The organism is Pseudomonas sp. MD195_PC81_125, assembly GCF_014060985.1.
Classification (GTDB): domain Bacteria; phylum Pseudomonadota; class Gammaproteobacteria; order Pseudomonadales; family Pseudomonadaceae; genus Aquipseudomonas; species Aquipseudomonas parakoreensis.
The window spans coordinates 1-6,018 of sequence record NZ_JABULD010000148.1 but is presented as its reverse complement, the minus strand read 5'-3'; the positions used below and the strand labels follow the sequence as shown (position 1 = coordinate 6,018).

Below are 6,018 nucleotides of genomic sequence, written 5' to 3'. Positions count from 1 at the left end.
GCAACACTGAACCTGTGGGAGCGAGCTTGCTCGCGAAGAGGCCGTAACTGGCAACGCATAAACATCTGACTGAAGAGATCAAGCATGAGCGACTCCGGCCGCGCCGACGCGCTGTTAGCAGACCTGCCCCGCGACGGCCGTGGTCGGCTGAAGATTTTCCTCGGCGCCGCTCCCGGCGTCGGCAAAACCTACGCCATGCTCCAGGCCGCACACACGCAATTGCGCCAGGGCGTGAAAGTCATCGCTGGCGTCGTCGAAACCCACGGCCGTGCGGAGACTGAAGCGCTGCTCGGCGGTTTGCCGCAGCAGCCGTTGGTGCGCTCGGAATACCGAGGCGTGATGCTCGAAGAAATGGACCTCGACGGTCTGCTTGCGGCTAAACCGAAACTGGTACTGGTGGACGAACTGGCGCACACCAACGCCCCGGGCAGTCGTCACGCCAAGCGCTGGCAGGATATTCAGGAACTGCTCGCCGCCGGCATCGACGTCTACACCACGGTCAACGTCCAGCACCTGGAAAGTCTCAACGATCAGGTGCGCGGCATCACCGGTGTGCAGGTGCGCGAAACCCTGCCGGACTGGGTGCTGCAGGAAGCCTACGAACTGCTGCTGATCGACCTGCCACCGCGCGAGCTGCTGGAGCGTCTGCGTGAAGGCAAGGTCTACGTGCCGGAACAGGCGCGGGCGGCGATCGATGCGTTTTTCACCCAGACCAACCTCACCGCGTTGCGTGAACTGGCGATGCAAACGGCGGCCGCGCAGGTTGATAACGATCTTGCGCAAGGCTATCGCCAACTCGGTCAGGCGGCTCCGGCGGTACGCGGGCGTTTGCTGGTCGGCGTTGATGGCGACGCGCATGCCGAACGCCTGGTGCGTCACGCCAGCCGCGTGGCCCAGCGTCGGCATTTGCCGTGGAGCCTGGTGCATGTCGACAACGGCACGGTGCGCGACGAGCAATCGCGCCTGCGCCTGCAGAATGCCCAGCAACTGGCCGAACGCCTCGGCGGCGAGGTGGTGTTGTTGCGCGCCGGCGAAGTGGCAAAAACCCTGATCCAGCATGCCGCCGAACGCCGTGCGAGTCTGCTGCTGGTCGGCCAGTCGCGGCCGAGTCTGCGCCGTCGTCTGTTCGGTGGTGGGCTCGCCGCGCGTTTGTTGCGCCAGGCCCACGGCCTGGAAATCAACGTCCTCGATAACGACCATGAACACCCGCAGCCGCGTCTGCGGGCGACGCCGACGCTGGTCTGGTTCGACTATCTGTTGGCGCTGGTTGCCACGCTGTTGGCCAGTGCCCTGGCGTGGGCGGTCTCGAGTATTTTGCCGCTGCCGAACATCTCGCTGGTGTTTCTCGCGGCGGTGCTGCTGGTGGCGGTGCGCAGCAGTCTGGGGCCGGCGCTGGCCTGTGCAGCGCTATCGTTTCTGACTTACGATTTTCTGTTCATTCCGCCGAATTTTTCCTTCGCCATCCAGCGCGAAGAAGACGTTTTGACCTTGCTGTTCTTCCTGCTGATGGCGGCGCTCACCGGTAATCTCGCTGCGCGTCAGCGACGGCAGTTGCAGGCGCTGCGCGACACGCAGGAAGAGACCACCGAGCTGCTCGACCTGTCGCGCAAACTCACGGCGGCGACGGATCGTCAGGCCGTGATCAGCGCTGCCGCGCAGCACCTCAATGGCTGGAGTGATCTGCAATTGTGCCTGCTCAACCGCGACGGTCAGGGCGGCTGGAAAGTCGAGACCGGCGGGCCGCTGGAATTCAGCGAATCCGAACGTGCCGCCGCCGACTGGGCCTGGCAGCACGATCAACCGGCGGGCATGGGCACCGGCACGCTGCCATTCGGTCGCTGGTGGTGGTGGCCGCTGTCGGTGGAAGACGGGCCGCTGGCGCTGCTCGGGGGTCTGCGCCAAAGAGGGCCAGACTTTGAGCGGGCAGCGTCGACGCCTGCTCACCGCGTTGAGTCAGCCACTGGCGCAGGCACTGGCCCGGGCGCAGCTGGCGGACGATCTGGAAGCCGCGCGCCTGCACGGCGAAACCGAGCAATTGCGCAGTGCGCTGCTGGCCTCGGTATCCCACGATCTGCGCACGCCGCTGACCGCCATGCGCGGCAGCATCGACAGCTTGCTGGCCCTCGGCGAAGCGATCCCGCTGGAGGATCGCCGCGAGTTGCTCGAAGGCACACGCGATGAAGCCGAACGCCTCGACCGCTACATCCAGAACCTGCTGGACATGACCCGTCTGGGTCACGGTGCGTTGAAACTGGCACGCGACTGGGTGGCGCCGGCGGACATCGTCGGCAGCTCGCTCAATCGCCTGCGTGCAGTGCTCGCGCCGTTGCAGGTCAGCACCGATGTGCCGGCCGAGTTGCCGCTGCTGTTCGTGCACGCGGCGCTGATCGAGCAGGCGCTGGTCAATGTGCTGGAAAACGCTGCGCGCTTCTCGCCGCCACACGGTCGTTTGCAACTGAGTGCCGGCGCCAATGACGAAGAGATTTTCTTCTCCGTCAGCGACGAAGGCCCGGGAATTCCCGAGGACGAGCGGGCGAAGATTTTCGACATGTTCTACACCGCCGCCCGTGGCGATCGCGGCGGGCAGGGCACCGGTCTGGGGCTGGCGATCTGTCAGGGCATGGTCGGCGCGCATGGCGGGCGGATCAGCGTCGCCGACGGCATCGACGGCCGCGGCACTTGCATCACCCTGCACCTGCCGTTGCAGGCGCAACCGGGGATGGACCATGAAGCCTGATCGCGACTGCGCTACTCTCTTGCCAATCTTTTGTGTTGATGTGAATTCATGAGCCAGACCGCGACCATTTTGGTCATCGATGATGAACCGCAGATCCGCAAATTCCTGCGCATCAGCCTCGCCTCACAAGGCTACAAAGTGCTCGAGGCCGGCACGGGGGCCGAAGGCTGGCACAGGCGGCGCTGAACAAGCCGGACTTGCTGGTGCTCGACCTCGGCCTGCCGGACATGGATGGCCAGCAGGTACTGCGCGAGTTTCGCGAGTGGGCCACCGCGCCGGTGCTGGTGCTCTCGGTACGGGCCAGCGAAGGGCAGAAAGTCCAGGCGCTGGATGGCGGCGCCAACGACTACGTGACCAAACCGTTCGGCATTCAGGAGTTTCTCGCCCGGGTCCGCGCGTTGTTGCGTCAGGCACCGGCCGGCGAGGCGCAACAGGCGGCGCTGACGTTCGGCCCGTTGACCGTGGATCTGGCCTATCGGCGGGTGTTGCTCGACGGCGCCGAAGTGGCGCTGACCCGCAAGGAATACGCGGTGCTGGCGCAGCTGGCACGGCATCCGGGGCGGGTGATCACCCAGCAGCAATTGCTCAAGGACATCTGGGGGCCGACGCATACCGAGGACAGTCATTACCTGCGGATTGTCGTTGGGCATTTGCGTCAGAAGCTGGCGGATGATCCGACCCGGCCGCGGTTTATCGTGACTGAGGCGGGGGTTGGGTATCGGTTGTTGAGTGACAACAGTCTGTAGTTTTTGTATTGCCTGGTCTGGCCTCTTCGCGGGCAAGCCCGCTCCCACAGTGGCCGGTGTGCTACACAAATCTCAATAACACCTTAGAACCCTGTGGGAGCTGGCTTGCCAGCGAAGAGGCCCTGCCAGACATCCGGGATTTCAGCCCTGCTCACTCTCATACCGATCCAGCGTATCCCGCGCAATCTCCCGCCCCAGGGCGATCAGCTCCGGCGCTTTGTAGAATTCGAAGAAGCGGCACACGCGCTTCGGCACGTTGATCAGGATGTCCGGCGGATAGCCGGCGATCTTGTATTGCGCCAACGAGGTCTGCATCACCTCGAAACTCTGGTTGATCAAGTCCAGCAGTGACGCCGGTCCGACGTTGTCGATGATGAACGAACCGGTGGCGGACTTCGGCGCGCCTTCGCGCTCGGGTGCCGCTGCCGGTTGCTGACTTTCCGGTTCACTGCCTTCCAGCCACGGGTTGATGTCCGCCGCCTCCGCACGCAGGGCTTCCTGTTCAAGCAACAGCAATTGCTCGGCCTGTTTGCGGCGGAACGGCATCTTCGAACCCAGCGAACTGAGCAGGCTGTCGAAGCGCGAACGAAAGGCTGGCGGGCGCTGGATCACCGGCAATTTGTAATGCCGCTGGTTGGTGGCGTTGAGGTTGACCGCGATGATCAGGTCGCAGTGGCTGGACACCACCGGCACAATCGGCAACGGGTTGAGAATGCCGCCGTCCACCAGCATCCGATTGCCCTGCATCACCGGCGTGAACAGGCTGGGGATCGCCGCCGAGGCGCGCATCGCCTGATGCAGGCAGCCTTCCTGAAACCAGATTTCCTGCTGGTTGGTGAGGTCGGCGGCGACCGCGGTGTAGGGGATGCGCAGGTCTTCGATGTTGATTTCGCCGACGATCTTGCGGATCTGTCCGAAGACCTTTTCGCCGCGAATGGCCCCGAGACGAAAGCTCACGTCTACCAGCCGCAGCACGTCCAGATAGTCGAGGGTTTCGATCCAGTTGCGGTACTGATCGAGCTTGCCTGCCGCATAGATTCCTCCGACCACCGCCCCCATCGAACAACCGGCAATGCAGGCAATGTCGTAACCGCGTCTTTCGATCTCTTCGATGACTCCGATATGGGCATAACCCCGGGCGCCACCGGAGCCCAACACCAGTGCGACACGCTTTTTCATCAAGCTTCCTCCCCGACAAGGCTTCACAATGCACCCATCCGGGGGCGGGCGACAATCGTCAGGGTCGTTCGGGGCCGCAGGCGCGTCGTTTTTTCGCTACGGCGTGACCACTCGGCGCTATGCTTTGGTCACCGCAGATTCATGGGGCGCCAAGGCACTTTTCCCGCGCCGTAACGTCTTACCTGCACGACTGTTGACCTATTTTGAGGTGTGAGTGATGAAAGCCTGGATCTGTGTGCCGTTGATTGCGCTGGCATTGGCCGGTTGCGCTGGCAAGACTGCTTATCGTGACAGCTGTGGCAGTCAGCTCGATGCGGCGTGGCATGAACTGGACCTGGCCAAGGCCGAAGGTTTTGCCGGCACGGTCAGTTACTCCAAGGCGCTGTCGTTGCTGACGGCGGCCAAGACTCAACAGCAATTCGAAGGCTTCGAAGGCTGCAGCAAAAAGGCCGAGAAAGCCCGTTTCTATATTCGCGAATCCCGCGCCGGACGCTAAGCTGCTGACTTGACGCAAGGATGCGCCTGCCTTCTGACGGCAGACTCATCCTTCAAGCCATGTGAATCAGGAGCAAGTGATGTCTGCGTTGGTTGACCGGTTGGTGGCTCATGTCCTGAGTCTGGAAGTGCGTTTGCTGGCCTGTCAGGCGCGCTTGACTGCGCGTACCGACCCCGAGGCGCTGCATGACTTGCGCACTACGGTACGGCGCTTGCGCAGCCTGCTTCGGCCTTTGCGCGGTTTGCCCGGGGTCGAGCAACTGGAAGGTGCGGCATCCGCGGTGGGGCAGTTGACCACGCCGTGGCGCGACCGCGAGGTGCTGGCGGCGTACCTGCTCAAGCATGATCAACCGCAAGCGGCGCAGCGGCGCATGGCGCAAATGGACGAAGCCTATCCAGCCTTGGCAGCCAGCGCCGAAGTGGCTTCGCTGCTGATCATTCTCGACGCTTTCCCGCGATTTTTGCGTGCCTCCGAGCGTCAGGGTCTGCTCAAGGGCCTGGGCAAACGCATCGAAAAACGCCTGCACAAACAATGGAAAAAACTCGACGAGGCCCTGCACGATCCGGCCCATGACCGGCATCGTCTGCGCTTGCTGATCAAGCGCGTGCGGTATGGCATCGAAGCCTATCCGGAACTGGATCGCCTGCCTGAGCCGGCGCTGGAGCGGCTGAAGTCGGCGCAGGGTGCGCTGGGCGACTGGCACGATTGCTGGCAGTGGCTGGCGCGGGCCGAGCAGGAAAGCGATCTGCAACCCTGCGTCGCGACCTGGCAGGCCGGCCTGATCAAGGCTGTAGCCAAGGCCGATCGCGTTCTGGAAAAACTCAGTTCAGCCTGCTTCAAATAACCTCGATATTACCCGG

General features: G+C 63.4%; 3 protein-coding genes and 2 pseudogenes. 4 read left to right on the top strand and 1 reads right to left on the bottom strand.

Features of this window, described 5'->3' with window-relative positions; all coding sequences use genetic code 11:
* The first annotated feature begins 84 nt into the window (after positions 1 to 84).
* Both HT737_RS06625 and HT737_RS06620 read left to right on the top strand, forming a co-directional pair.
* Positions 85 to 2,737 (top strand): annotated as a pseudogene (locus HT737_RS06625) (DUF4118 domain-containing protein).
* Between the two features lie 48 nt (positions 2,738 to 2,785).
* Positions 2,786 to 3,483, top strand: a pseudogene (locus HT737_RS06620) (response regulator).
* 141 nt (positions 3,484 to 3,624) lie between these two features.
* Here the strand turns inward: HT737_RS06620 and HT737_RS06615 are convergent.
* On the bottom strand, positions 3,625 to 4,662 hold the full coding sequence (locus HT737_RS06615) for a patatin-like phospholipase family protein (protein ID WP_047295500.1): 1,038 nt from the start codon (positions 4,660 to 4,662) through the stop codon (positions 3,625 to 3,627).
* A gap of 217 nt (positions 4,663 to 4,879) precedes the next feature.
* On the opposite strand from HT737_RS06615, the gene HT737_RS06610 reads away from it, so the two are divergent.
* Together HT737_RS06610 and HT737_RS06605 are read left to right on the top strand one after the other, a co-directional pair.
* Positions 4,880 to 5,158: a hypothetical protein gene (locus HT737_RS06610; protein ID WP_041069470.1), complete on the top strand. Its 279-nt coding sequence runs from the start codon at positions 4,880 to 4,882 to the stop codon at positions 5,156 to 5,158.
* Positions 5,159 to 5,237: 79 nt separating this feature from the next.
* On the top strand, positions 5,238 to 6,002 hold the full coding sequence (locus HT737_RS06605) for a CHAD domain-containing protein (RefSeq protein ID WP_182401913.1): 765 nt from the start codon (positions 5,238 to 5,240) through the stop codon (positions 6,000 to 6,002).
* Positions 6,003 to 6,018 lie beyond the last annotated feature (16 nt).

What these genes read in the sequence shown, in the direction of transcription:
- HT737_RS06605 (WP_182401913.1), top strand. Translation starts at nt 5,238, where the DNA reads ATGTCTGCGTTGGTTGACCGGTTGGTGGCTCATGTCCTGAGTCTGGAA.
- HT737_RS06615 (WP_047295500.1), bottom strand. Translation starts at nt 4,662, where the DNA reads ATGAAAAAGCGTGTCGCACTGGTGTTGGGCTCCGGTGGCGCCCGGGGT.
- HT737_RS06610 (WP_041069470.1), top strand. Translation starts at nt 4,880, where the DNA reads ATGAAAGCCTGGATCTGTGTGCCGTTGATTGCGCTGGCATTGGCCGGT.